Origin of the sequence: Paenibacillus dokdonensis (assembly GCF_004916975.1) — a bacterium.
In the GTDB taxonomy this organism is placed as follows: domain Bacteria; phylum Bacillota; class Bacilli; order Paenibacillales; family Paenibacillaceae; genus Paenibacillus_AQ; species Paenibacillus_AQ dokdonensis.
In genome coordinates, this window is record NZ_STGQ01000001.1 from 3925443 (window position 1) to 3949778 (window position 24336).

Annotated in this window: 22 protein-coding genes and 2 tRNA genes; 5 read left to right on the forward strand and 19 right to left on the reverse strand. The window is 47.7% G+C overall.

Going from position 1 to position 24336, the window contains the following annotated elements; translation table 11 throughout:
* Positions 1–32: 32 nt before the first annotated feature.
* The 4 genes from E6W40_RS18100 to E6W40_RS18115 all read right to left on the reverse strand — a co-directional run bounded on the left by E6W40_RS18100 (position 33) and on the right by E6W40_RS18115 (position 3741).
* Positions 33–989, reverse strand: coding sequence for a cation diffusion facilitator family transporter (locus E6W40_RS18100; RefSeq protein WP_136606740.1), 957 nt, complete (start codon positions 987–989; stop codon positions 33–35).
* Between the two features lie 192 nt (positions 990–1181).
* The gene (gene secF, locus E6W40_RS18105; protein WP_136606741.1) at positions 1182–2087 is read right to left on the reverse strand and encodes a protein translocase subunit SecF; all 906 of its coding nucleotides are present in this window, start codon (positions 2085–2087) and stop codon (positions 1182–1184) included.
* Positions 2077–3357: a protein translocase subunit SecD gene (gene secD / locus E6W40_RS18110; protein ID WP_136606742.1), complete on the reverse strand. Its 1281-nt coding sequence runs from the start codon at positions 3355–3357 to the stop codon at positions 2077–2079. The genes secF and secD overlap by 11 nt, the downstream gene beginning before the upstream one ends.
* 141 nt (positions 3358–3498) lie before the next feature.
* Positions 3499–3741, reverse strand: coding sequence for a post-transcriptional regulator (locus E6W40_RS18115; RefSeq protein WP_136607064.1), 243 nt, complete (start codon positions 3739–3741; stop codon positions 3499–3501).
* Positions 3742–3876: 135 nt separating this feature from the next.
* Between E6W40_RS18115 and spoVB the strand changes: the two genes are divergently transcribed.
* Positions 3877–5580, forward strand: a complete 1704-nt coding sequence (gene spoVB / locus E6W40_RS18120) for a stage V sporulation protein B (RefSeq protein WP_211147025.1) — start codon at positions 3877–3879, stop codon at positions 5578–5580.
* A gap of 13 nt (positions 5581–5593) precedes the next feature.
* Here the strand turns inward: spoVB and E6W40_RS18125 are convergent, their stop codons facing one another.
* Positions 5594–6427: a DUF421 domain-containing protein gene (locus E6W40_RS18125; RefSeq protein WP_136606743.1), complete on the reverse strand. Its 834-nt coding sequence runs from the start codon at positions 6425–6427 to the stop codon at positions 5594–5596.
* Between the two features lie 177 nt (positions 6428–6604).
* Between E6W40_RS18125 and E6W40_RS18130 the strand changes: the two genes are divergently transcribed.
* Together E6W40_RS18130 and E6W40_RS18135 are read left to right on the forward strand one after the other, a co-directional pair.
* Positions 6605–7000: a TIGR04086 family membrane protein gene (locus tag E6W40_RS18130; protein WP_136606744.1), complete on the forward strand. Its 396-nt coding sequence runs from the start codon at positions 6605–6607 to the stop codon at positions 6998–7000.
* Between the two features lie 67 nt (positions 7001–7067).
* Complete coding sequence (locus tag E6W40_RS18135) at positions 7068–7910, forward strand: phosphatase PAP2 family protein (RefSeq protein ID WP_246073035.1); 843 nt, start codon at positions 7068–7070, stop codon at positions 7908–7910.
* A 102-nt stretch (positions 7911–8012) separates the two neighbouring features.
* Here the strand turns inward: E6W40_RS18135 and yajC are convergent, their stop codons facing one another.
* From yajC to E6W40_RS18175, 8 genes are all read right to left on the reverse strand, one after another.
* Entirely contained in the window at positions 8013–8339 is a 327-nt protein-coding gene (gene yajC / locus E6W40_RS18140; RefSeq protein WP_136606745.1) for a preprotein translocase subunit YajC, read from the reverse strand.
* Positions 8340–8405: 66 nt separating this feature from the next.
* Positions 8406–9545 carry a tRNA guanosine(34) transglycosylase Tgt gene (tgt, locus tag E6W40_RS18145; protein WP_136606746.1) on the reverse strand — a complete coding sequence of 380 codons (1140 nt, stop codon included), beginning with the start codon at positions 9543–9545 and terminating at the stop codon, positions 8406–8408.
* 36 nt (positions 9546–9581) lie between these two features.
* Positions 9582–10610, reverse strand: coding sequence for a tRNA preQ1(34) S-adenosylmethionine ribosyltransferase-isomerase QueA (queA, locus tag E6W40_RS18150; protein WP_136606747.1), 1029 nt, complete (start codon positions 10608–10610; stop codon positions 9582–9584).
* A 6-nt stretch (positions 10611–10616) separates the two neighbouring features.
* Positions 10617–12719: a SpoIID/LytB domain-containing protein gene (locus tag E6W40_RS18155; RefSeq protein WP_246073036.1), complete on the reverse strand. Its 2103-nt coding sequence runs from the start codon at positions 12717–12719 to the stop codon at positions 10617–10619.
* 135 nt (positions 12720–12854) lie between these two features.
* Positions 12855–13859, reverse strand: a complete 1005-nt coding sequence (gene ruvB / locus E6W40_RS18160; RefSeq protein WP_136606748.1) for a Holliday junction branch migration DNA helicase RuvB — start codon at positions 13857–13859, stop codon at positions 12855–12857.
* A 35-nt stretch (positions 13860–13894) separates the two neighbouring features.
* Complete coding sequence (gene ruvA, locus E6W40_RS18165) at positions 13895–14509, reverse strand: Holliday junction branch migration protein RuvA (protein ID WP_136606749.1); 615 nt, start codon at positions 14507–14509, stop codon at positions 13895–13897.
* Complete coding sequence (gene ruvC / locus E6W40_RS18170; protein WP_136606750.1) at positions 14506–15009, reverse strand: crossover junction endodeoxyribonuclease RuvC; 504 nt, start codon at positions 15007–15009, stop codon at positions 14506–14508. Before ruvC ends, ruvA begins: the two co-directional genes overlap by 4 nt.
* Before the next feature lie 123 nt (positions 15010–15132).
* A complete protein-coding gene (locus E6W40_RS18175; protein ID WP_136606751.1) occupies positions 15133–16035 on the reverse strand; it encodes a LysR family transcriptional regulator in 903 nt (300 codons plus the stop codon).
* Between the two features lie 118 nt (positions 16036–16153).
* Between E6W40_RS18175 and E6W40_RS18180 the strand changes: the two genes are divergently transcribed.
* A complete protein-coding gene (locus tag E6W40_RS18180; RefSeq protein ID WP_136606752.1) occupies positions 16154–17221 on the forward strand; it encodes a branched-chain amino acid aminotransferase in 1068 nt (355 codons plus the stop codon).
* Between the two features lie 186 nt (positions 17222–17407).
* On the opposite strand, the gene E6W40_RS18185 is transcribed toward E6W40_RS18180, so the two are convergent.
* The 5 genes from E6W40_RS18185 to E6W40_RS18205 form a co-directional block, all read right to left on the reverse strand.
* Entirely contained in the window at positions 17408–18484 is a 1077-nt protein-coding gene (locus tag E6W40_RS18185; protein ID WP_136606753.1) for a Gfo/Idh/MocA family protein, read from the reverse strand.
* A 382-nt stretch (positions 18485–18866) separates the two neighbouring features.
* Positions 18867–19535, reverse strand: a complete 669-nt coding sequence (locus E6W40_RS18190) for a BofC C-terminal domain-containing protein (RefSeq protein WP_246073037.1) — start codon at positions 19533–19535, stop codon at positions 18867–18869.
* A 100-nt stretch (positions 19536–19635) separates the two neighbouring features.
* A tRNA-Pro gene (locus E6W40_RS18195) sits at positions 19636–19709 on the reverse strand.
* 328 nt (positions 19710–20037) lie between these two features.
* The gene (locus E6W40_RS18200) at positions 20038–20832 is read right to left on the reverse strand and encodes a Nif3-like dinuclear metal center hexameric protein (RefSeq protein WP_136606754.1); all 795 of its coding nucleotides are present in this window, start codon (positions 20830–20832) and stop codon (positions 20038–20040) included.
* Positions 20833–20921: 89 nt separating this feature from the next.
* Positions 20922–22976, reverse strand: coding sequence for an alpha-glucuronidase family glycosyl hydrolase (locus E6W40_RS18205; protein ID WP_136606755.1), 2055 nt, complete (start codon positions 22974–22976; stop codon positions 20922–20924).
* A 433-nt stretch (positions 22977–23409) separates the two neighbouring features.
* On the opposite strand from E6W40_RS18205, the gene E6W40_RS18210 reads away from it, so the two are divergent.
* On the forward strand, positions 23410–24063 hold the full coding sequence (locus E6W40_RS18210) for a GntR family transcriptional regulator (protein WP_136606756.1): 654 nt from the start codon (positions 23410–23412) through the stop codon (positions 24061–24063).
* Positions 24064–24243: 180 nt separating this feature from the next.
* On the opposite strand, the gene E6W40_RS18215 is transcribed toward E6W40_RS18210, so the two are convergent.
* Positions 24244–24323 (reverse strand) — tRNA-Leu (locus E6W40_RS18215).
* Between the last annotated feature and the right edge of the window lie 13 nt (positions 24324–24336).

Here is a 24336-nt window from a genome sequence, read left to right on the forward strand (position 1 = left end):
CCTGCCAGTCATGAGTTATATCCCATGGATGTCTACTGAAGCAGCGTCGGCATGTCATTATCCGTAAGCTGATGATTGGATTTATACGGATAACCGGGATCATAAGGAACGACTTGAATATTAACATCACTGATATGCACAAAACGATGCATCAGCAGTTTTTTTGCCCGATCGGCAATTTCATTCGCTTCAAGCACGGTAATCCGGGGATTCACGCTGATTTTGAGATCAACCGTAATATAATGTCCCTGCTCTCTTGCCTTCAAATCATCGACGGTAATAATCCCGTGTACCCGCTGCACCGTCTCGATAAAGTTGATAGCATCCTCTTGCTCCGCTTCCTGGACCAAAGAGCCATATACGGAATTCATAATAAGCAGATAGCCTTTGCGAATCACCAAGCCCGCCACAATGAGGGCCGAGACGGGATCCATGTACATCATGGCTTTCCAGCCGAAGGTATCACCTGCCACAGACAAAAATACTCCGACACAAACGGTTAATGATGTATACAGACTGAAGCGGTGTTCTTCAGCGTAAGCCGAATGCTGACCGTCCCCCTGCTTTTTCGAATAGCGGTATTGAAACTGGAACATTGCTTCTTTTACAGCCAAAGACACGAAGATAGCAATCAATGCAAAGTTATCCGGCACATGAATTTTTCCCGATGCGATCTCTCTTATGGAGGCAACCGCGATTTGCAGTCCTCCCATCAGCACAAGCACCGAAAACAAAATGGCAAACACCGGTTCCGTCCGGTGCGCCAGGATCTGCTGCTTGCCAGCACCCCGCCCCTTCGGGGACGAAAAGCGCGGAATGAGTCGGTTAAGTGCAGACACAGCATCGGAGGCGGAATACAAGGCATCGCCCAGTAATGCCTTACTACCCGAGAAATATCCTACTGCGCCCTTAAAAACAGCGAGCGACAAATCACCGATCATTCCCGTCCAAGTAACGGTATCGGAAGAATGTGAACGTTGAACGCTCATGCTTGCCTCCTCTCCGGCAATCCCAATTTGCCGATTCTATTCTTTGAAATGGATGTGATATACGCTACCAGATCGACAGCATCCTTTTCTTCGAGATGAATGAGCCATTGATTGAGTTTAACCATGGAAGGTTCATTATCAGATCGAAAGCCGCGTCGCATTAGACGCGGCTTTCATCTGTACAGCTTTACCTTACGCTTTGGAAGGCTTGACCGCTTTCCCGTTTGGTTTTTGCTTGTACTTAAAGAACAGCCAAAGCGGACTTGCAATAAAGATTGAAGAATATGCCCCGAAGATCAGACCGATAACCATGGCCAGCGAGAACATTTTGATCGATTCTCCGCCGAAGAGGAACAGGAAGAACGCGGCAATAAATACCGTGAACGCCGTGTACAAGGAACGCATCAGCATTTGATTCACACTGTGGTTCAGCAGTTTCGCCAAATCCTCGCGAGTCTTCGTCTTGCCAAATCGCAAGTTCTCCCGAATACGGTCAAAAATAACGATTGTATCATTAATTGAGTAACCGATGATGGTCAGTACCGCGACGATGAAGGTTAAGCTGACCTCCAGACGGAAGATGGAGAATATGGCAACAACCATAAACGCATCATGCAGCAGTGCAATGATCGCTGCCAGCGCAAATCTCCATTCAAACCGGATACTTACATATATGATAATCCCGATACAAGATATGAGCACAGAGTATATGGCATTCCGTCCGAGCTCCTTCGCCATTTCCGGATCTACTGTATTGATTTCGAAAGAGGCTGTGTCGTCCAGCTTATGGATAGCTGATTTGAGCTGTTCGTCCTGATCTTCGGACAACACTTTCGTGAAACGGATGTTCACGCGATTGTCGCCAGGAGAGACCGTTGCATCCTTTCCGATCCCAATGTTGTCAAGCAGTGGCTGAACTTCCGCTTTCGTCACGTTTTTGGAAAGCTTCACGTCCACGTTCGAACCTGCACGGAAATCAACGCTGTAGTTCAAACCGAAGGCGGCAAGGGCGATAACACCTGCAATCGTGAGCACGATTGAGAATATAAACGCGGATTTGCTCAGCTTCACGAAGTCAAATTCTTTTTTAAAGTGCATTGATTTCACTCTCCTTTACCCCGAACTGCTTCGGTTTTTTAAGCAGCCCAGCCTTGACCAGCAGGCTAAGCAGGTAGTGGGTGAAATACACGTTGGTCAGGATACTCAGCACGATTTCGACAATCAGCACGAGCGCGAAGCCTTTGACAGCGCCTGTACCAAAAGCGAACATAACCGCACCGACGATAATCGTTGTGATATTCGAATCCAGAATCGTACGCAAGGAAGATTTGTTACCCGCTTTAACTGAAGACATAACGCTTCTGCCATTACGAATCTCTTCCCGAATCCGTTCATTGGTAATAATGTTCGCATCGACGGCCATACCGACACCGAGTATAAACGCAGCTATACCCGGAAGTGTAAGTGTAAAGTCCGCCCATACGAAAACCAGAATGAGCAGCCAGGTATGCACAATCAGACCAAAGCTTGCAATCACGCCAGGCAAACGGTACATCGCGATCATAAAGATCAAAATAACAATGGAACCAATAATACCGGCTTGAATAGTCTTGTCCAGCGATTGTTTACCCAGTGTTGCTCCTACGCTTTGAGAGTATTTCTCTGTCAATTTCAGTGGCAAAGCGCCGAGATTGATCGTATCACTGATTTTTTTCGCTTCGTCCAAGGTATAGTTACCTGAAATCTGCGCTTTACCATCCGTCAGCTCCGCTTGAACGGTTGGATCGGAAAGCATCGTTTCATCCAGGAAGATCGCGAGCTGTTTGCCAAGCAAACGCTTCGTTACATCTGCAAATTTCTTTTTATCTTTTACCTTAATATCGATTAGAGGCTGATTCAGGCTGTTATAGCCTACAGAAGCTCCGTTCTCGACAAAATCGCTGCCGACGAGCTCCACCTTACAATATTTATCTTTATCAGCGACATTAGCCGCATCAGCCGCAGGTGCCTTACAGCCATCCGCACTTCGGAAAGTGAGCGCCGCAGGTTCCTTCATTTTCTTTCTGACTTCGGCTTCGTTGGTCACACCCGCGATTTTAAGTCGAATCCGGTTTGTGCCTTCAGTCGTCACCTCAGGTTCGCTGGTACCCAGCAAATTTGCCCGTTTTTCCAGGCTTTCTGCCGTACGCGTGAGGGACTGCTTCGTAACCTTTTGTCCCTGTTCCAGTGGAGTAGCTTCATATAAAATCTCGAAGCCCCCTTTAAGATCAAGGCCTAACCGGACACTGTCGAGCAATGCCGGGCTTGACCAGGCCATAATACCCACTGCAACGAGCACGACGATAATGAAAGTAGCAATTCTTTTCATGCCGTTCCTAGTTCCCCTTTCGTTCTCAATATTCCTATTATAGCTATGCGTCAAAATGCAGTCAATTTATCAATATTTGTCGCTTCTACTTTTACGAGATCTATTCCCCTCCATAGACTGACCAGAAAAGGGCCCCCTCCCTTAATCGAAAGAGGAACCCTTATATGCGGATATTGTCATAAAATTCATAAACGTCAACACCTTTAGAGAGAGAATATCGTTTACCAGCTTGTAAAGCGGAGGAATCCCTTCCTTTTCGTATTTGCTGCTGATGCATTTCCAGACATCCTTGCTCGTGACATATTCATAGCCTACGAGTCTGAATTCCTCCGCCTTGCTGCGGCATAAAGCCTCAATGGTAGCCTCCATCTCGCTTTCGCTCATATTCTCCGGGCTCACTGTGTAGCCTCCTCTCTGCCTTCCTGATGTCTATTGCCAATTGAAGCATCTGTTTTACATTCGACCTATGAAGTCTTCATTCCTTCTTTTACTCAAATGTTCTTGCGTAAAAGTCGTGGTATGAATGGACGAGTAGAGCATATCCATATATACAAAAGGTCTGTCACAGTAAATGCCGCAACAGAGCTTCGACACGGAAGAGGGAGTGGACATTTGAACAAGCTAACACCAAAAAAACGGACACCGAAAAAACAGACGTTTATTCAGGGGACAATGATACTGCTGGCAGCCGGAGTGATCAACCGGATATTGGGTTTTATTCCCCGAATAGCCCTGCCACGGATTATCGGAGCCGAGGGTGTCGGAATTTACCAGTTGGGTTATCCCTTTTTTATTGTACTGGTTACACTGATTACCGGAGGGATTCCGCTTGCGGTAGCCAAGCTGGTGTCGGAAGCCGAAACCGAGAATAAACCGCATAATTCAGGGTTTGTCCTCCGTGTCACCCTCATGGTAACGGTCGGTTTGGGACTCCTGCTCATGGTGGTCTCACTCTGGCTTGCTCCGTGGGTCACCCGTAACATCCTGACGGATTCAAGAGTGTACTATACCTTTATCAGCATGAGCCCGATGCTTGTCATTGTAGCTGTATCCTCCGTTTACAGAGGCTATTTTCAAGGAAAGCAAAATATGATCCCGTCTGCGTCTTCTTCCATCATTGAGACTTTGGCCAGAATCGTATTCACATTATGGTTTTCGTACTTGCTGCTTCCCAAAGGAATTGCTTTCGCTGCGGCGGGTGCCATGCTTGGCGTTATGGTAGGTGAGTTCTTCGGACTGCTCGCACTCCTATGGCAGTTCATAACAGACCAGCGCCGTTCCCCCGTGGAAAAGCCCTCACGTCACATCGCTGCAAGCCGGGGATTGCTCTCCAGACTGATGGGTATAACCGTTCCGGTAACTGCGGGTAAGCTCGTGGGTTCTTTCTCTTATCTGTTTGAATCCATCATTACCGCTCAAAGCCTTGCAATCGCCGGAATCGTAACTTCCGTAGCTACCGCTCAGTACGGCGCTCTGCAGGGGATGATCATTCCAGTACTGCTCCTCCCTGGTGCACTTACATCTTCGCTTGCCGTATCCCTGGTTCCTTCTCTATCCGAGGCGGCGGCACGCAAAGACCGGCTCACGATTCACAAAAGACTGAATCAAACCATCCGGCTCGCTCTCGTAACTGGTGCCCCTTTCTCCGTAATTATGTATGTTCTTGCGGAGCCGCTTTGCCAGCTGCTGTACAATAATACAGAAATCTCGGGAATGCTGCGTATGCTGGCTCCATTCGCACTCTTTTTATATGTACAGGCTCCGCTCCAGGCAACGCTTCAGGCATTGGACCGTCCCGGAAGAGCCCTGTTCAACACGCTGATTGGTGCTCTTATCAAGCTCTTCCTGATCTGGTATCTGTCCTCGCAGCCGGAATACGGTATATACGGTGCAATCATTGCCATTATCATCAACAGCATCATCGTCACGTTCCTTCATGGGCACAGCGTTAGCCGTCTGCTCGCTTACCGTTTCAAGCTGCTGGATATGCTTAAGCTTGGTTGCGCTATGGTCATTATGGCTGCTGTCACCATGTATGCTTTCCGTTACCTTCCTTTTGCTCGTATAAATTGGGTGCAGTTTTTTGCTGCTCTGCTCATTGGGGTAGCGGTTTTTCTAATTACCGTTTTCTACTCAAAGCTTGTATCGCCACGTGATATGAAAAGAATGCCCGTCATCGGCAAATGGTTTGGGTCAGCCGAACCTAAAAATCCGGCCGCATGATTCACGACTATTTTTATTTCCGGTCTACATACACCTTACCTTTATGATCTACGGAGCATAAAAAAACATCCTTAAATTCCTTAACTCCCTGCTCCTGGATCTGATTTTTCAACCAAAACCGGTTTTTTTTCAGCCTTTGCAGATTGTCATCCTGCACCTTACCATCCATGATCAGCGGAACGGGGAGCACTCCATAGCTGAATTTCCCTGCAGGAACAAGAATTTTTTTATTGGATTTGGATCTTGTTCCTACCGAACCGATTGACCCGGCAGAGCTTTCTTGCCCTTGGCCCTGACTCGCTGAAGAATTGACAATTCCCTTTGCTTTTAGTCCGAGCCGGGTTACAGACTGACGCTGTGAGGGTGAGGTTGGTTGAGACTGCGGGGAGGATTGAGTCTTAGGAATAACCGTTAACTGCCCGGAGTTCTCCAGAATTGCAAATTCCACATCCGCAATATTCTCAATATTTTGCCCGCGCAATTGCAGCAGCAGATCATCCAGATTATAACGCTGCTTCTTCATCTCAGACCTGTGCAGCTTCCCCCCGGAAACCAAAATGCTTGGTTTGCCTTCAAACAGCAGACGTGCTTTTCTGCTCTTTAAGCTGATAAACGCAATCGAAATTTGAATGATGACCAGAGTAGCCATGGGAAATAAGCCATCATAGATTGGACGTTTGATGTCCTCCAGCACAAAAACGCCAATTTCAGCAATCATGATGGAGATGACGAGATCAAAGATGGATAGCTTTCCGATTTCACGCTTTCCCATAATTCTCAAGGTTAGAAAGATAACGAAATACATGAGTATAGTACGAAAAACGGGGATCAGGATATGAGCTGCCATATGCCATACACTCCTTGTTACGCTTTATTCATGGGAAGCTTTGTGCTGTTATTCTGACCTTTCTCCAGTTTCTCCATGCACTTCCGCATCGATTAATTATTGGAAAACTTGTACTACCCAAGAAAGCTTGGACATAGATTTACAATAACTTATGGAATATTTAAGGGGGTTCTTGTTATGCATATGATCCGGCGCGTTCTTTCTTTTCGGATCGCAAATCCTATCCTGTCAGGACTGTATTATTCTTTCTTCTGGATGATGCTTGGTGCGCTGCTGCTCTCACTTTTGCTGTGGTCCAGCGGAATGCAGGAACAAAGCCTCTCCCGCTATATTTACCTTGTTCATGCTATTGCAGCGGCTATAGGCGGATTGGTTGCGGGAAAACGTTCGGGGAAAAAGGGATGGTACCACGGAGGTCTTACAGGGGTTATGTACGGCGTGCTGATCATGGTTATCGGCTTCCTCGCACTTGATACCTCCCTGCGTATGGGGGATCTGCTGCTCCTTGGAACGGTATTCGCGTCCTCAGCCATCGGCGGCATGTTCGGAGTGAATATTAGAAATAATTTATAGAGTCTCTTCTCTTGAAATGTGGTAAACTGATTTCACGTGATTCTTACAAGAGGAGGCTTTTTCTGCTTTGCTATACCAATCCATGCAGGGAATATCCATCGCATCAGCAATTACAGTAGTCTTGTTGATTTGGCTGGGTACGCTCCGCAATCCGTTTACAGCAGCTTACCTGTTTATTAAGGAACTGCTGACTTCACGAAAGTTTCTGCTGTTGTTTTGCATTATGGTATGTATTCTCCTAATTAACAAATATGAACTGCAAATAGAGAATAGCTTCAATTATCATAAAGACTTTACTCCCTGGGTATTTAGCATGGAGGGACATTTTGTAAAGAATTTGCAGGACTTTTTCCACAGCAGCTATATCACTCCCGTCTCTGTTTTCTTCTATGTGATCGTGTTTCAGTCACTGCTGATCGCCTCGGTTGGTGTTTATGTTTCCGATCAAAATAAAGTGTTTGTCTTAGCAACCTGCTTCGCCATTATTATGAATTACGCGGTTGCCATACCTTTCTATCTTTTCTTTCCTGTCAACGAGGTTTGGTCTTATCCGCCGTCTGGAGTCTCGTTCCTGATGCTGGATGTCTTTCCGAACTTTGAACGGGAGTACAGGCCTTTATCCGGTCTGGATAACTGTTTTCCAAGTCTGCATACCTCTATTTCGGTCACCATGATGGTCTTGGGTCTGCGGTCGGGCAACCGCCGTTTCGGTATCATGACAACCATTAGTGCAATTGTTATTGTTTTCAGTATTTTCTATCTTGGCATTCACTGGCTAACGGACATGATTGCAGGTACCATCCTGGGTCTTCTTGCTTCGAACCTCGGCATTTTATTTGCCAAGTTGGCCCTGAGAGGTAAGGAAGGTTCTATGCTTCATCAGCGCAATAAAATCTATAACAGCCTGTAATAAATATATCAAGCAAAAAAAAGAGGCAGTTCCCTTAGGGAACTGCCTCTTTTTCAAAGATATAAGTAAATTTATTCAATCATTGTGTATGTCAGTTTCAGCTTACGCTTCACCATCATTTGCGCTGCTAGTAGCATGACTAATGGATCCGCGGTCAAATGTAAGCTTAGTTACATCATTCACACGCAGTACCACGATGTCATCCGTGATTTCCATGATGGTCCCGTGGAGCCCACCAATCGTCACAACCTTATCTCCCTTTTTCAATCCACCAAGCATCGAATTACGATTTTTTTGTTTCTTTTGCTGAGGACGGATAAGCAGGAAATAAAAGATCGCGAACATCAAAACGAGAGGCAAAATCAGGCCGACAATGCCGCTTCCGCCACCGGTACCTGTAGCTGCTGCCAATTCAAAACTTTCAAACATACTCTTTCCCCCCTTTCATGGACTAACCCCGTTAATGCTGTTTCAGGATCTCAAGAAAATCCCTGTTTAAAAACCTTTATCATTGTTATGAAGCCCATATTGTTCAAAAAACTCATCGCGAAAATCAAGCAGCCTGTCTTCCATGATGCTCTGCCGCACTTGCTTCATCAATTTGATGAGGAAATGCAGATTGTGGTACGTTGTCAGCCTCAGGCCAAAAGTCTCATCGGCTTTGATCAGATGCCGCAGATAGGCTCTTGAATAATTCCGGCAAGTATAACAATCGCATGCGGGGTCAAGGGGGCCAAAGTCTCTGGCATATTGAGCGTTTCGGACCACAAGCCGTCCCTGGCTTGTCATCGTCGTTCCGTTACGGGCAATCCGTGTTGGAAGAACGCAGTCAAACATGTCCACACCCCGGATAGAGCCTTCGATCAGAGCGTCCGGCGAACCGACACCCATCAGATAACGCGGCTTGTTGTCCGGAAGGAGAGGAACGGTATAATCCAGCACTTCATACATAAGCTGCTTGGACTCTCCAACGCTGAGTCCACCAATAGCATACCCCGGGAAATCCATGGAAGTCAAATCACGGGCGCTTTGTTTCCGCAAATCTTCATACATGCCGCCCTGAACGATAGCAAACAGTCCTTGGTCTTGAGGACGGGCATGACTATTCAGACAACGCTCAGCCCATCTTGTCGTACGTTCCAGCGACTTTTTGACATAATCATATTCCGCCGGATATGGTGGGCATTCATCAAATGCCATCATGATATCGGATCCTAAAGCATTCTGAATCTCCATAGCCACCTCCGGGGATAGAAACAGCTTGTCTCCATTCAAATGGGAACGGAAATGCACGCCCTCTTCGGTGATTTTGCGCATCTCGCTCAAGCTGAACACTTGAAATCCGCCGCTATCTGTCAGAATCGGACGGTCCCAGTTCATAAACTTGTGGAGTCCGCCCGCCCCCCGGACAATATCATGACCCGGACGAAGGAATAAATGATACGTGTTGCTCAGGATGATTTGTGCATCCATTGCTTTGAGTTCTTCCGGACTCATCGTTTTAACTGTGGCCTGCGTACCTACCGGCATAAAGGTCGGCGTTTCAATGATCCCGTGGGGGGTATGAACGCGGCCGAGACGTGCTCCGGATTGTTTGCAGGTTTTAATATGTTCGTAGTAAATTGCTGCTGCCATGTATATACCATCCTCTTATATCCCGTTGAACCGGACTTAATAAATAAACATAGCGTCCCCGAAGCTGAAAAAGCGGTACTTTTCCTTGATGGCTTCTTCGTACGCGTGCAATATATGCTCCCGACCAGCCAGTGCGCTAACCAGCATCACCAGCGTGGACTTCGGCAAATGAAAGTTTGTGATCAGAGCATCGACAACCGTAAATTCATAACCCGGATACATGAAAATATCCGTCCAGCCGCTGCAAGGCTCCAGTGAGCCTCCTTTAAAACGGTTACCCACCGTTTCCAGCGTCCGGCATGAGGTTGTCCCAACCGCAATGATGCGACCACCCCGGTCACGTGCCTTGTTCAGAATATCCACCGTTTCCTCGGAGACGGAATAATACTCCGCATGCATGACATGATCTTCTACCCGTTCAACAGACATCGGACGGAACGTGCCAAGTCCGACATGAAGCGTAAGGTAGGCTATGGTAACGCCCTTGTTCCGGATTTCTTCCAGAAGCTCCTTCGTAAAATGCAGACCCGCTGTTGGTGCCGCCGCAGACCCTTCATGACGTGAATAAACCGTTTGATAACGTTCCTTGTCATTCAGCTTCTCTTTTATATAAGGAGGAAGAGGCATCTGCCCCAACCGGTCCAGAATCTCTTGAAAAATTCCGTTATAGGAGAATCTAAGCACCCGCTCCCCCATATCGCCTTCTTCTTCAATGACTGCCCTTAATTCGTCACCAAATATAATTACACTGCCCGATTTAAGCTTTTTGCCCGGCTTAACAAGCGCCTCCCAGCGATCCTCACCGAGGTTTTTCAGAAGCAGCACTTCTGCCTTGGCACCTGTATCCTCTTTCGTTCCGAACAGTCTGGCTGGAATCACACGCGTATCATTGAGTACAAGCGTGTCACCGGACTGCAGTTGATCGACGATATCCTTAAAGGTATGATGGGCGATCTTTCCGTCCTTCTTATCCAATGTCAGTAATCGTGAGGCAGTACGCTCCAGCAAGGGAGTCTGGGCAATCAATTCTTCCGGTAAATTAAAATCATACAAATCTACATTCATATTGCGTCATTCCTTAGTAATAGTAACGTTCTGATAATAGTGTTTCAAAATATCCTGGTAACCATACCCTGCATCCGCCATTCCTTTGGCTCCCCATTGCGAGAGTCCCAGTCCGTGACCATTGCCTCTGCCTACAAACATAAAGCCTTCGCCAGAATCAATACTGCGAGCACTTTGGTTTCCATTCATAACAACCGTTCCACTTCCCTGTACGGTACTCTGACCAGAGGCTGAGAGCACGGTCATACTGGACGAACCGGTGATTTTGGATGTTGTGCCATTTGCACTCAGTACAGTATAGCTTCCTGTCGGTACAATATCAAACAATGTGCTTGGAAGTCCGTTCAATGCCGAACGGAACAAATCAGGATATTTCACATCGAGAATCTGTCCATTAGCCTTAATCTCTGTTGCACGTCCGGACGGCCCCCTCTTGGTCACTTCCAAGGTAGTGATCGAGGAAGGAGCCGCTGTTGTGGTCTTACCTTGAAGGCTCTTCACGAGCTCTGCTGATGAATACGGACCACGTACCCACGAGTAAGTGCCTGATTCCTGGACCTTTTCCAGTACAACAGCCGTATCGCCGGGATTCATCTTGGCCACCGGACTGGCATCTGACTGTATCTGCGGCAGCGGCCGGACATTCGTATCCTTCGCCGTTACTGTTAGTTTCGCCAGCCCACCGCCGGTTAATGTTCCGGTTTCCTTCGCATTATCTTCACGGATAAAACCGCTCGCACCGGAGGACAAAAGAACATGATACCACATTTTTTGACCCTTTACGGCAGCTTCATCACCTTCACTTGGAACACTGGCAAAGGCATCTCCACCACTGTTCCATACTTCGGACGGATCAGCGGATACACCGCCGGCATTGGAGGAAAATACAGCTTCCACAACCTTGCCGTCTTTGAGAATAACCTCTCCCTGTGTTGCATCGACTGCCTGAATCACACTTGCAGATTCGGATGAGATCCCGTTATAAGCCTGGCTCAATGTCGTATCCACCACATCGGCAATTTTGAATTTACTGCTCTGCCCCGCTTGGAACTCCGCATAGCTGCGTGCCGCTACAGCCTGGGCTTTCAAAGCGTCCGCGGGCCAAGAGGAAGGCACTTCACCACCAACCACCGAATACAAATACTGCTCGAATGGCAGATCATTCACCAACGCCAGCTGACCGTTAAGGGAGCTTATTTCCATCGCGCCCCGATAGGAACGGCCTGATCTTTCGGCCACCTTAATTTCCGAGCCGCCGTTTTCAATCCAGCCCTTTGCATCATTGCCGCTTAGCTGATAATGATGCACAGCCTGTCCCAGACTCACATCCTGACGAATGATATAAGCCGGAAGATTGGAGTCAACATTCGACAATGCCAGCTGTGGAAGTTTGGTGCTGACGGAACTGCGCAGAGCTTCCAGTTCATTGTCATTCCCTGCCTCCCCGACCCAGGCAGCATAGCGGCTGCCCCCGTCAGAGGTTTGTTCCAGAGCGACCATGGCATCGAATCCTGCAGCCTTGATCGTACTTACGGCAGATGCCGCCTGCGCTTCAGAAGCGTATGTGCCTGCCGATAAATGCTTGGGGCCTTTCACTGCAGGTGTCTGTCCATTTAAATAGGCTGAAGCGGTTTTTGCAGCCCGGGCTACAGCCGATGCGGCTGTCTGCTCATTGGCATAATACCCCGTATACAACTGGTACACTTGGCCGCCAGTCGACGTGGCCGTAAATATTAAAGGCTTGTCCGCCGTAGCCGCCAGTTTTGAATAGGCTTCTGTGACAGTGGACAGATCTGCTGTTTCGAGCACCTTGATCCTGAATCCGTCCACACTGAATCGGGCCTGTTCACCTGACCCAAGCGTAACCAGGTTTGAATGCCCGGCCGGCGTGTTGAAGCCTACCGTCCAGGCTTGCCCAGAAGATAACGTTACCGCTGCCGTCGTTGATTTATAAGTGCTGCCTAAATCCATAAACATGCCTACACGTATATGATCGACCGGAAGGGCAGCGGCTTTGCCGGACAGTTGGAAGCTTCCAGCCACCAGCAGAGCAGTCAGCAGCCCTTTACCACACCATGATAAAACTTTAGGTACCGTTACATTTCCCACTCGCTATTTTCCTCCTTGCATCCCATGAAGTCTATGAAAATTCAATATAATTGGATATTTTACGTAATGAGGCTGTGGGGATGGACCATGCCATTTTAGAACAAGTACTAAATATGATCGGATGCCCTGCTGCAATCAGCGAATTTCCGGCATCGGCAATCCCAAATGCTGATATGCCGCAGCCGTAACCATTCTGCCGCGTGGAGTCCGCTGCAGAAACCCGATCTGCAGCAAATAAGGCTCATACACATCCTCAATGGTCTGGCTTTCTTCCCCTATGGTAGCCGCAATGGTATCCAGTCCAACGGGTCCGCCTCTAAAGCTGTTGATCATCGCCGTGAGCATTTTATAATCGATCTGATCGAGTCCGCGCGGATCCACCTGAAGCATCTTCAGCGATTCCTCCGCGATGGTCGGCGTAATCATCCCGTCACCGCGAACCTGGGCATAATCACGCACCCGTTTCAGCAAGCGGTTGGCAATACGAGGAGTCCCTCTGGAACGCAGGGCAATCTCTTCGGCAGCATCCCCCACGATTTCAATGCCAAAAATATCAGCCCCTCGCGATACGATATAGCTGAGCTCATCTACCGTATAAAACTCGAGACGGCTGACGACGCCAAACCGGTCGCGAAGCGGAGCAGACAAAAGCCCGGCGCGGGTCGTGGCCCCAATTAACGTAAATGGAGGCAAATCCAAGCGCACTGAGCGAGCACTGGGGCCTTTGCCAATCATAATATCCAGCGCAAAGTCCTCCATCGCCGGATACAGCACCTCCTCCACTGTCCGGTGCAGGCGATGGATTTCATCTATAAACAGCACATCGCCTTCCTGCAGATTGGTCAGAAGCGCTGCCAGATCACCAGGCCGTTCAATGGCAGGACCGGATGTCGTGCGCAAATTCACGCCGAGCTCATTGGCAATAATATTAGCCAGCGTTGTTTTGCCAAGCCCCGGAGGTCCATACAGCAGCACATGGTCTAAAGCCTCGTTTCGCATTTTTGCGGCCTCGATATAAATCTTCAAATTTTCCTTGATCTGGTTCTGTCCAATATATTCATTTAAATACCGGGGGCGAAGACTGAGCTCCACCGCCTGGTCATCCATCATTAGATTAGCCGAGATAATCCGGTCATCCATTTGTGTCGCCCTCTTTCTGCAGCACTATTGCTCTACTAACCTGCATAGAGCAGCTTAAGCGCCTTCTTCATCAATACATCCACCGAATCCCCAAACGACGTGTCATCCTTGATTCTAAGCCACACACTGTCCAGCTCCGGATCGGTATAGCCGAGTGCCTTAAGACCTTCACGCGCTTCCGACCAGGCTGATCCATCCCCTTCCTGCGGCTCCGGTATGGCAAACAGCCCGGTAGCCATGGAAGCAGTGCCGAATCCGTCCAGCTTGTCCTTCAAATCCAGGATCATGCGCTGCGCCGTTTTCTTGCCGATCCCGGGGAGCTTGGTCAGGAACGTAATGTTCTCCTGATAAATCGCCGTCACCACATGTTCCGGTGTACCTCCAGCGAGTATTCCCAGCGCTACCTTGGGACCGATACCGGATACGTCAATCAGCTTGCGGAACAGCTTCTGCTCTTCACGGGTAGGAAAACCAAACAGCAGCATAGCATCCTCACGTACATGATGATGTGTGTATACTGTCACTGGGCCTTCTGATTTGGCAAATATAAAAGGATTAGGGCAGAATACGCGGTATCCCACCCCTTGAACGTCAAGTACAATATATTCATTCTCCAGATGAGCGACAGGTCCTCTTAAAAAATCGATCATTTTCGCAATACCTCATTTATCTTGGAATTTAAAGTATACGAATGGGCATGGCAAATCGCCACCGCCAAGGCATCCGCCACATCATCGGGTTTAGGCACAACCTGCAGCCGCAAGAACATCCGTACCATTTCCTGAACCTGCTTCTTCTCGGCTTTGCCGTAGCCCACAACAGCCTGCTTAACCTGCATTGGTGTATATTCACCTATAGGCAAGCCGCGCTGTGTTGCAGCCAAAATCAGGACCCCACGCGCCTGGCTGACCGACATCGCGGTCGTTACGTTCCGATTGAAGAACAGCTTTTCAAAAGCAACGCTGTCCGGTTTATATTTGTCAATCAGCTGAAGCATGGCTTCATATACATGCAGCAGCCTCTCTTCATCGGGTGTATGTGCTTCCGTCTGAATACAACCATATTGTACCGGAGTCACCTTGCTGCCGACCTTATCGATAAAACCAAAGCCGACAATCGCAATTCCCGGGTCAATTCCTAAAATACGCAAATGAACTCTCTCCCTTGCCATAAAGCGAACATATGTATTCGTTCTCTTCATTATAATGTAAAACTTCCTATCAAGTCTATGACCCTCTTGAAAGAAGTAGACATGCGTTTTGGAAGAGTCCGTTTACGACAGCGAATTTCCGACAGGATCGGACGGATTAAAGGTTTGCGTGAGTTCGCGAATAAAAGCAAGCATCGAAGCGTTCATAAACTTCTGCTTGCGGTAGACAAGTCCAACCTTTTTCTGAGGCACCGGGTTAACGATGGGGATGATATGAAGATCCGAGTGAATCATAGAATTCAAATAGGATTTGGGCAGGATCGTAGCCCCCACACTGAGACGGACCAGCTGCAGCATGGAATCCATGGTAGACAGCTCAATGATCGGCTGCAGGCGAATGCCAGCTTGTTTGCTGTAGACATCGATCATTTGCCGTACCAGAAACTTTTCCGGAAATAATACCAGAGGTTCCTGAACGAGCTCCTCCAGCATGACCGATTCATTCCAGGCAAGCCGGTGCGTGGTGGAAACCGCGAGACTAAGCTCCTCGTTATACAGCTCCATGCTGACCAGGTGCTCATCATCCAGCGGCAAAAAAACCACTCCAAGATCAAGCTTATTCTCCAGAAGACCATTTTTGGTCTCTTCTGTCGCGAGCTCATGCACCGATATGGAGATTCCAGGAGCTTTTTGGTGAAAAGAAATCAGCGTTTGCGTCAGCAGATGATTGCCCGAGCATCCGATCCTCAGTTTCCCGCGGGCCATTCCTTTAAGCTCATTAATCTCGGTCTGCGCCTGCTCAAGCTCATGGAAAATATTTTGCGTATGCTCCCTTAACGTCTGCCCCGCTTCCGTAAGAAAATTACGTTTACCAATGCGGCGGAACAGTGGCGTACCCACTCTTTCTTCTAACAACCGTATTTGCTGACTGAGCGTAGGCTGACTGATTCCAAGCTTAACAGCGGCCTTGGTAAAATGAAGTTCCTCACAGACTGCCATAAAATATTCAAGCAGACGAAAGTCCATGGTCCGATCCTCCATCATAGTTGATAACTATTATTTTAATTGATAACATTGAATTGACCAATCATTTTTTGTTAACTATAGTAAACATATTATATACGTACGATAGGAGCGCGTGACCATGAGCGAGGAGATCAAAGTTCAGTTAACCACCAAGCCGACCGAGAAACCAGACAGCAAAAATCTCAGCTTCGGCAAGTATTTTACGGACCATATGTTCATTATGGATTATCACAAAGACAAGGGCTGGTATGATCCACGAATTGTCCCTTATGCACCGATCGTTATCGACCCGGCAGCGATGGTATTCCACTACGGCCAGGCGGTTTTCGAAGGCATGAAAGCTTATTTGACGGATTCTGGAAAGGTACTACTATTCAGACCCGACCAAAACATGAAACGTCTCAATCGTTCCAACGATCGTCTGGGCATTCCTGAGATCGATGAGGATTTTGTCATTCAAGCCATCAAAAAATTGATTGAAGTAGATAAAAGCTGGATTCCGACAGAAAAGGGAAATTCGCTGTATGTCCGTCCGTTTATTATCGCGACTGAGCCTTGCCTTGGAGTACGCTCCTCTTATACCTACCAGTTGATGGTCATCCTTTCGCCGGTTGGCGCCTATTATTCCAGCGGCCTTGAGCCCGTCAAAATCAATGTGGAAAGCTCCTATACCCGCGCCGTTCGCGGCGGAATCGGCTTTGCCAAAGCGGCAGGCAACTATGCGGCTAGCATCAAAGCCCAGGAAAACGCAAAAAAAGAAGGATACTCTCAAGTTCTGTGGCTGGATGCCATTGAAAAGAAATACATCGAAGAAGTCGGCAGCATGAACATTTTCTTCAAAATCGGCGGCAAGGTCATTACTCCTGCCATTAACGGCAGCATTCTGGAAGGCGTAACCCGCAGCTCTGTACTCACCCTTCTTGAGGAGTGGGGAGTCCCTGTGGAGGAGCGCAAGCTTTCCATTGAAGAAATCTATGATGCCTATAACCAAGGCGAGCTCGAAGAAGTCTTTGGTACCGGTACGGCAGCGGTCATTTCGCCGGTGGGCGAGCTGCACTGGAATGAGCATACGATGGAGGTCAATAACAGCGAAATCGGCGAACTATCGCAGAAGCTGTATGATACCATTACAGGCCTTCAATCCGGCAGCCTGCCAGACACAAAAAACTGGACCGTTACTTTTTAAATAAGAGCAATTCAAAAATGGGGTGTTCCAAGAGGTCATTAAGACCTAAAGGACACCCCTTTGTTATTTGGTAAGCAAAACTTTATATAGTAAGAAGAGGTTGTCCTGGTCTTATAACCATTGAACAACCTCTTCTTGTATGACTGGCTATTTTAATGAATGCAGGTAAGCACTCCGGCACATACGTTAATTTTTTGGCTCATACATATCGAAATCTTTGATCACTTCGCGGGTACGGGCCGCTTTAAACACATTTTCAATCAGATTCAGAACGCGCAGAACTTCGCTGTTTTTAACAATCGGTGCCGCAGTGCCTTCCACAACGCCTGCAAAGTTATCATAAAAGCTGCTCTCATGTTCGAACGCATTAGGCAAAGCCTCTGTCAGAGTCGCCTCTTCGGATGGCGGAGCCATGGTTTTGGTCAATCCAACACCAGCTTTGATCGGCTTCGGTTCGATTTTGCCTACTTCGTGGTTCTGAACGACGGAACGTCCGGTCAGCGACCAATCTTCAATGACTGCGGTCCCTTCTGTTCCTTTTACATACCAGCGCGGAAGCGTAATGAAATTGGTAGTACCTACTTCAATAATGGCAGTCACACCGTTTTCAAATTCCAGAACGGCGTCAAATCCGTCATCAACTTCGTCGCCCAAAATAAAGCTGAGACGGCTGGTTACGCTTGTAATTTTGCTGTCGATCATGAATACGAACTGGTCCAGGAGATGGACACCCCAATCCAGCAGCATGCCGCCACCGTAAGCTTCCAGATGCCGCCAGTCCCCCGGAATACCGTTGGCTCCGTGTACTCTAGATTCAAGCTGGAACAGATCGCCGATGGTTTTCTTGTCATACATCTCTTTAATAATTAAGAAGTCCTCGTCCCAGCGGCGGTTTTGATGAACCATCAATACGCGTCCCGCTTCTTCTGCAACCGCCATCATTTCTTCAAAATCCTTCACATACATCGTAACCGGTTTCTCACAGATGACATGTTTTCCATGCTGCAATGCAGTAATAACCAGTTCTTTATGAACATCATTTGGTGTAGCAATCAAAATGACATCGACCGACGGATCATTTAATACAGCTTCATAGCTCTCGTATGCCGGATATCCATCTTCTCGCGATGCTTCCTGGCGCGCAGCCAGTACATCATAAGTACCTGTGACTTTCAGACGTTTGTTGTCCAAAATTAGCTTGGCATGGTAGCTGCCCATACCGCCATATCCTACAATGACTACAGAAAGTGCTTGTGTGTTCATGATTACTCCTTCTCCCTCTCGTTTTGGCGGCACATGGTCCATCCGACGCAGGTCCTTAACGAAGGAAGGGCGCCGTCCCCTGATGTTGATTCAACATTTAACCAGTCCGCATATTTTTAATATGGTTCTATCGTATAGGATAATCGAGAAATTTAAAATGAATAATATGCTAATAACATGAACAATCCGGTTATTTTTTCACCAAAATTCCACATTGACATACTTTTCAGTTTCTTTATCGATACATTCCCCATGAGATGTACAAAGAAATTGCCTCAGCTATAGACATTTGGTACGGTTCACCATAGATTCATTTTTGAAAAAAAGCGACCTATCCAGTTGAAACCCGGATTAGGCCGCTATTTATTTTCCTGTATTATGATTATCCTTCACGAGCATAATCGCTGAAAGTTGACAGAACACTGTTATACTCATCTATATCCTGAATGCGAATACCGTCATACAAATGTCTCAGTGCATCATCAGGTAAGGAAGACTCCATGGAGTTGATGTCCAATTGAAAGAAAGTCTTGATCACCTTGTCTTGTACAGGAGGACCATCGAACAAAGAAAGGTTACCATCCTTATCCAAACTCATATACGCCCGCTCTTTACAGGTGGGTGAGAGATCCAAAATCGTCTCGTTCAGTATCACTTTCCCCTGTCCGGCGAATTGTCCTTTCCAGGATGGATGCTCATTAAGGAGATTGTAGATTTCATCCGTATTTAATTTTCCGAGAGTGCGCTCCTCTTCTCCACAAACATAGCTATGCCGCACTGTAACCTCGTTCATTTGCTTGGACTTGTTCAAAGCCTTCCAAAAATTCACATCCTCTGTCGTATCATCCATCGCTTCGGCTTGCTGATAATATTGAAGCGTCTCAATGGCTACTGGAGGCTTCGTGCTGAGGAGACTTTGCACCCGATCCGGTAAATACATGCTGATCCATACCATTGCGATAACCAGTGAAGATAACCCTAATGTTAACGAACGGCGTTTCCACCACCGCCACTGCTTTTGCAGCTTCTTTTTAATCCGAGATGCATTCACAATAATCCCCTTCTATTCCCTGTCTTTTCTTATATTGTGACCTGGGGATTACATAATTATACAGCAAAAAAACCACCGAATATCTTCGATGGCTTTTGAATCGGGATGACACGATTTGAACATGCGACCCCCTGGTCCCAAACCAGGTGCTCTACCAAGCTGAGCTACATCCCGTAATGAAATATGTATGACGAATATATGAATCTGGTAACCTATTGCGAATGAAACCGTAATAATCGTCTCAACATTCCCTATTATATAGCAGCCAGGCTAGCAGGTCAAACACAAATTTTTAAAATTAATAGTTTTAGTTCCGGCCACAGAAAATCAAGAATCAACTGGTCACCGGAGTAAACTCCAGTTCAGACCCAACGTCATATTCAAGCTGCTTTACGCAAAATTCCCATCCGTCGTTAAAGAGCACATTTTTGTTCATATCACGCTCTCCCTCCGCTTCATAAACTTCGACATGTCACTTTCATTCCTTAACCCTTCTCATCGCTTAAAACACCTGAAACAGCGGATCCTCCTTGATATAGTGCACGGGAATATCCGGGAACTTTGTTCTCAATCTGATCGCCAAAGCTTTCATGCCGGGCTCCTCGCTCTCGGCGTGTCCCAGTACCATAAGCGCTCTGGGGTTACCTTGGCGAACCGCCTCCCTTACATACTCCGGCGTCTCCCATTCCTGGCCCTCTCCATAAATCACCAGATCCGTATGTTCCCTTTCGAATAAAGGAATCGCCAGGGAGCCGCTGCCCCGGTATCCCGCCAATATGCCAATCCGGCTGAAGGTCATGTCCAGATCCCCGATGATACGAACATAGGGAATACCCAGTCTCTGCTTGACATGTTCTGCAATATCCTTGAGCGGGAGGGAAGGAATGTTGAGGAGGGAAGCCGAAGGTTGATGCTCGCTAATATAGGGCTCCCAGGCAAGCTCCTGGATCAATCCCTCCGTGATGCCATCCGGCTTGTAGCGGTGCCAATAGTCATGAAAGCGGAATATCGCGATCTTCGACTCTTCTATACATCGTTTCTTCGTCTGATGGATCATGTTCGTTCTTCCCTCAGCTTCATCATCATGATGCGAAAAAAACAGTCCTTCATGCGCAATAACCAGGTTCGCCTTCCGCTCAAGCGCTTGCTCAACCACATGCCAGGTTGGCATGAAAGAAGTTACAATGCCCGTGACCTCCGTGGACGGATCGCCGAATTTCAAGGTGTCTACCGTCTGCTCCAGCCTGCCGACTGGTTCAATCAACGCATCAATGATCATCTGCACCGTTGTCTTCATCATTTCACTCCTCTTCACGTCCTACTTGAATTCCCAAAAGTCACATTGGACATTTGGACATATCGATCCGCCCCGTATGGCTTCCACTTTTAATAAATGTGACGGCTCTGAGCGTCCGGTATTCCCGACTTTCGATAAAAGTATGTATTGATGACATCCCGCCACTGCTTCGCATTGCCCTCTTGCCAGCCCAGCCGTTCCGCGACTTGTTCAAAGCGCACGGGGTCCACTTCGTTTTTCAACTCCTGCCAGCGGCTGACCCAGGCCTCAACCCTCTCCACCCCTTCGAAATGAGTGTCATAAATATGCTGGATTACCGTTTTTCCCGATTTCAACTTATGACTATAGGAGACATGGTGAAAAAATAGCAGCAGTTCATCAGGGCAGGTATCTAGCGATTCATAACATCTCCCGTTTGCGGGAGCATATTGCCCGGTATAACCGGTCCCTGTGGAAAGCGTTCGGTTCACGCCGATTCCATGGCAGTCGGCAAAGTGATAGGTTCCCCACTTGGAATACTCATATCCGTCCACATTGACGGCATAGTGGTAATCTGGCTGCACCATCCAGCCTACGCCGAGGGGAGCCGTGTAGCTCTCATAAATAGACCAGGATTGCAGCAGCAGCTCCGTTACCACCGCAGCAACACATCCCACGCAGCCAAAGGTCAGTCTGCTCCATTCGCTAGCGATTTCTTCCGCTGCCAAATCCGGGTCCCAAGCCAACCGTCCAAATCCGAACAGGTTGGCCTGCGCCAGATGATGACCAGTCCAATTGTCGTCATCGCCAATGTTAGAAACGCCGGTAATCCCGCTGTGACGGTAGAGATGGAGCTTGCCGGCGGCGATTTGTTTCACGGTACTGCCCGGCCCTTTAAAATAAGTATCAAAGTCTAACGCCTGTTTCCACTGCGGCACAAGGAAGCATATATCGCGCTGCTGTCCGGTATATTCCTGCGCGATCTGAAACTCTATCATTTGATTGGTATGCTCCATGGCCCCAAACAGAGGAGATACGGGTTCCCTTACCTGAAAATCCATCGGTCCGTTCTTGATTTGCAAAATAACGTTGTCCCTGAAACGGCCGTCCAGTGGACGGAAATGATCATATGCTGCTCTCGCCCGGTCTGTGGAGCGGTCCCTCCAGTCCTGATGACAGTCGTAGACGAAACATCTCCACAGTACCAGGCCCCCGAATGGAGCTAACGCATCTGCCAGCATATTGGCTCCATCGGCATGATCACGACCGTAGGTGAACGGGCCTGGGCGATTCTCGGAATCCGCCTTGACCAGAAAACCGCCAAAATCGGGAATACTCTGGTAGATCTCCGCCGCTTTGTCACGCCACCATGTTCGGACTCCTTCATCCAGCGGATCGGCGGTTGTCAGGTCTCCCAATTCCATCGAGGCTGCAAAATTCACGCTCAGAAACAGACGAATGCCATACCGTCCGAACACGCTTGCGAGCTTGGCCACATCCGGCAAAAAAGCATCGGTAATCAGCTTCGTTTCCTCATGATGAACATTGACATTGTTGACGGCGATGGCGTTGATGCCTACGGAAGCCAGCAGCCTGGCATATTCACGTATCCGTTCGGATTTCTGAAGAATACGGTTCTCGCGATAGAAAATGGAGCCTCCGGAATAGCCTCGCTCCACTGTTCCGTCCATGTTGTCCCACTGGTTGATCATGCGTAAGGCGTTTCGCGGCGTCTGCGCAATGTTCAGATTCTCCAGTTCCGCCTCGGTTCCGAGCAGCCGCAAGAAATGAAACACGGCGTACAGAAGCCCCTTTTCAGAACCGCCATAGAGCACCGCACACCTTTCCGCTCCTTCACCACCAGATCGTATGGCGTATCCTTCCTCTGTAATCGAATGCGCTTTCAATTCTTGTATCATGGATTCTGCAGCAAACCGCGCTCCAAACACAATCATCGGCAGACCGGATTTCACCGTCAACTTGGGATGAATACCCGTGAATGACACAATTCCATTCATAAGCTCCTCAATTGCCACGCCTCCAATTACCTGATCAGGATTTACACTTGCGGTAACACATCCTAGTAAGGGGCGAGCGGCTTCGATCCGTGCTGCAAACTTCCATCGCTCCTCCGTTAACCAAGCCTGATAACCTCGTGATTTCAACTTGTTCCTCTCCTCTCACATTCTTGCAAGCATGCGCGCCGCCTAGACGCTCGCCGTGGACCATATTCTAAAAGCCAAAGTAGCGCTATACGTTTTAAAAAAAGTATCATTCACCTTGACCAGATTTGTTCATTTCTTAGGATGCCGAAGATGCAATACTCCTCGAGGGTGCCACAGAAAACACTCAGGTAGTTATAGAGCTATAATAGCCTGCCACATTGAAGAACAACTCTGATCTTGCAATTCCGATAAATCTTGTATACAAGATTGTTATTATCATAATCATCCTTTATATTTCTGTCAATCATACATTCATGCTGAACCTTTAATATAATAAGCTAGAATGGTCATTTCCTCATGCAATGGATTATTTCTTTCATACTTTCATTGTTGTATACTAGATAGGTACACTTCACACGGAAGCAGGGATACCATGTCCAATAAGGCAGAAATCATGCAGCAATTAAAAAGCGAAATTTTAGCGTTAAACTTGAAACCTGGAACCATCCTCAGCGAAACCGCTTTGTCGGAACGCTTTCAGATATCACGAACTCCCCTGCGCGATGTGCTGAAGCAGTTATCTTTGGAAAGCTATATTGACATCTATCCCAAAAAAGGAAATTTGGTGTCCTTCATTGATTTAGACTCGGTTGAACAGATGATTTACCTGAGAAGCACACTAGAGAAGGAGATTATCAAAGACCTTGCCGTACAGATGCCTCTAAGAGGCAACCTAGAACTGACGCAAATCCTGGACAAGCAGCAAGAGGCCGTCCAACGGGAGAACGCGCATGAGGCTTTTCTCGCGTGGGACGACGCATTCCATAAAACATTATTTGCTTTGGCAGGTCGCGAGTTCCTATGGAACTTGATTCAACAATATAATGTGCATTATATCCGTTACCGCAGGCTGCATTTGCTGAAGAGAGAGAAACTGGAGGAAATTCGGGACGAGCATCAGTTGATGTTGGATTGTATAACAAACCACAATCAGGAGAGTATCGAAGAACTCGTGCATCATCACCTGCATGAAGACATCAATGCGCGATATCTTCAAGAGAATTTTGCAGATTATATAAAAAAATGAATTTCTCAAAAAGATTTAACGCGCTTATAAATTCATTTCAAACAGGCTTGCCCCTGCAGTGTAATTGACTCAAACATTCGATTACTTTTTTATGTAAGTTTAAACAATTATAACGACAAAAACGCTGATCGGACAGTGCCCGATCAGCGTTTTTATCAACGTCATATATGCGTTTATTTATGCCGGTGAAGGGACTCGAACCCCCACGGTTTCCCTCACGATTTTGAGTCGCGCGCGTCTGCCAATTCCGCCACACCGGCTTAAAGAAAACGC

Bases quoted from the DNA above. Each gene is read 5' to 3' on its own strand.
- secD (WP_136606742.1), bottom strand. From the start codon at position 3,357: ATGAAAAGAATTGCTACTTTCATTATCGTCGTGCTCGTTGCAGTGGGT.
- E6W40_RS18125 (WP_136606743.1), bottom strand. From the start codon at position 6,427: ATGGCAGCTCATATCCTGATCCCCGTTTTTCGTACTATACTCATGTAT.
- E6W40_RS18185 (WP_136606753.1), bottom strand. From the start codon at position 18,484: ATGAACACACAAGCACTTTCTGTAGTCATTGTAGGATATGGCGGTATG.
- E6W40_RS18100 (WP_136606740.1), bottom strand. From the start codon at position 989: ATGAGCGTTCAACGTTCACATTCTTCCGATACCGTTACTTGGACGGGA.
- ruvA (WP_136606749.1), bottom strand. From the start codon at position 14,509: ATGATCGATTTTTTAAGAGGACCTGTCGCTCATCTGGAGAATGAATAT.
- spoVB (WP_211147025.1), top strand. From the start codon at position 3,877: ATGAATGGACGAGTAGAGCATATCCATATATACAAAAGGTCTGTCACA.
- E6W40_RS18130 (WP_136606744.1), top strand. From the start codon at position 6,605: ATGCATATGATCCGGCGCGTTCTTTCTTTTCGGATCGCAAATCCTATC.
- ruvB (WP_136606748.1), bottom strand. From the start codon at position 13,859: ATGGATGACCGGATTATCTCGGCTAATCTAATGATGGATGACCAGGCG.
- E6W40_RS18200 (WP_136606754.1), bottom strand. From the start codon at position 20,832: ATGAAGACAACGGTGCAGATGATCATTGATGCGTTGATTGAACCAGTC.
- E6W40_RS18210 (WP_136606756.1), top strand. From the start codon at position 23,410: ATGTCCAATAAGGCAGAAATCATGCAGCAATTAAAAAGCGAAATTTTA.
- E6W40_RS18175 (WP_136606751.1), bottom strand. From the start codon at position 16,035: ATGGACTTTCGTCTGCTTGAATATTTTATGGCAGTCTGTGAGGAACTT.
- E6W40_RS18115 (WP_136607064.1), bottom strand. From the start codon at position 3,741: ATGAGCGAAAGCGAGATGGAGGCTACCATTGAGGCTTTATGCCGCAGC.
- E6W40_RS18180 (WP_136606752.1), top strand. From the start codon at position 16,154: ATGAGCGAGGAGATCAAAGTTCAGTTAACCACCAAGCCGACCGAGAAA.
- secF (WP_136606741.1), bottom strand. From the start codon at position 2,087: ATGCACTTTAAAAAAGAATTTGACTTCGTGAAGCTGAGCAAATCCGCG.
- tgt (WP_136606746.1), bottom strand. From the start codon at position 9,545: ATGGCAGCAGCAATTTACTACGAACATATTAAAACCTGCAAACAATCC.
- queA (WP_136606747.1), bottom strand. From the start codon at position 10,610: ATGAATGTAGATTTGTATGATTTTAATTTACCGGAAGAATTGATTGCC.
- yajC (WP_136606745.1), bottom strand. From the start codon at position 8,339: ATGTTTGAAAGTTTTGAATTGGCAGCAGCTACAGGTACCGGTGGCGGA.